This is a genomic window from Candidatus Pelagibacter communis (assembly GCF_001180205.1).
GTDB lineage: Bacteria > Pseudomonadota > Alphaproteobacteria > Pelagibacterales > Pelagibacteraceae > Pelagibacter > Pelagibacter ubique_O.
The window spans coordinates 1-695 of record NZ_CVSU01000088.1; the positions used below are offsets into that span (position 1 = coordinate 1).

General features: G+C 33.5%; 1 protein-coding gene and 1 pseudogene. Both read right to left on the reverse strand.

The window, feature by feature from the left end; all coding sequences use genetic code 11:
* Positions 1-131, reverse strand: a pseudogene (locus AMO08_RS03685) (50S ribosomal protein L7/L12); the annotation flags it as partial.
* Positions 132-136: 5 nt separating this feature from the next.
* A complete protein-coding gene (rplJ, locus tag AMO08_RS03690; protein WP_075485293.1) occupies positions 137-655 on the reverse strand; it encodes a 50S ribosomal protein L10 in 519 nt (172 codons plus the stop codon).
* Positions 656-695: the final 40 nt, after the last annotated feature.

A 695-nucleotide genomic window follows, 5' to 3' on the forward strand; every position in this document is an offset into this window, starting at 1 on the left:
CCTGCCGCTGCTGGAGCTGCTGCTGCCATTGGAGTTACACCCCATTTTTCTTCTAATTGTTTTGAAAGTTCAGCTGCCTCTGCAACAGTCAAACTTGATAAGTCTTCAATAATTTTGTTTAGGTCAGGCATATGTATTACTCTTTGGGTTGTGTTTCAGAATTTTCTGCCGACAAACTACTCATTTTTTCTGAATGTGCAAGCAAAATACTGATTAATTTAGATGCAGAAGCATTCAAAATACCCACAATATTGGCTCTTGCTTCATCTAATGTAGGTAAATTGGCTACATTTTGGACACCGGCATGATCTAAGACCTCATTATCCATAATTCCACCAATTAATTTTAAGTTTTCGTTATCTTTTGCAAATTTTGAAAGAATCCTTGCAGACATTATAGCATCCTCTCCAAATGCTACTGCTGTAGGACCAGTAAATAAATTTGATAAATCTTTACACTTAGTTTTTTCTAAAGCTAATTTTGTAATTCTGTTTTTTGTTATTTTAAATATGATTCCATGTTCTCTCATTTTAGCTCTTAGTTCATCTAGTTGAGTCATGGTTAAACCTTGATAATGAGTGACCATAACAGCTTTGCTGTTTTCAAACTTGCTAGTCATTTCTTCAATATAATTTTTCTTTTGTTCTTTGTTCATCATAACTATATCGATTTCCCTAATTTAACCTTGCTTAATC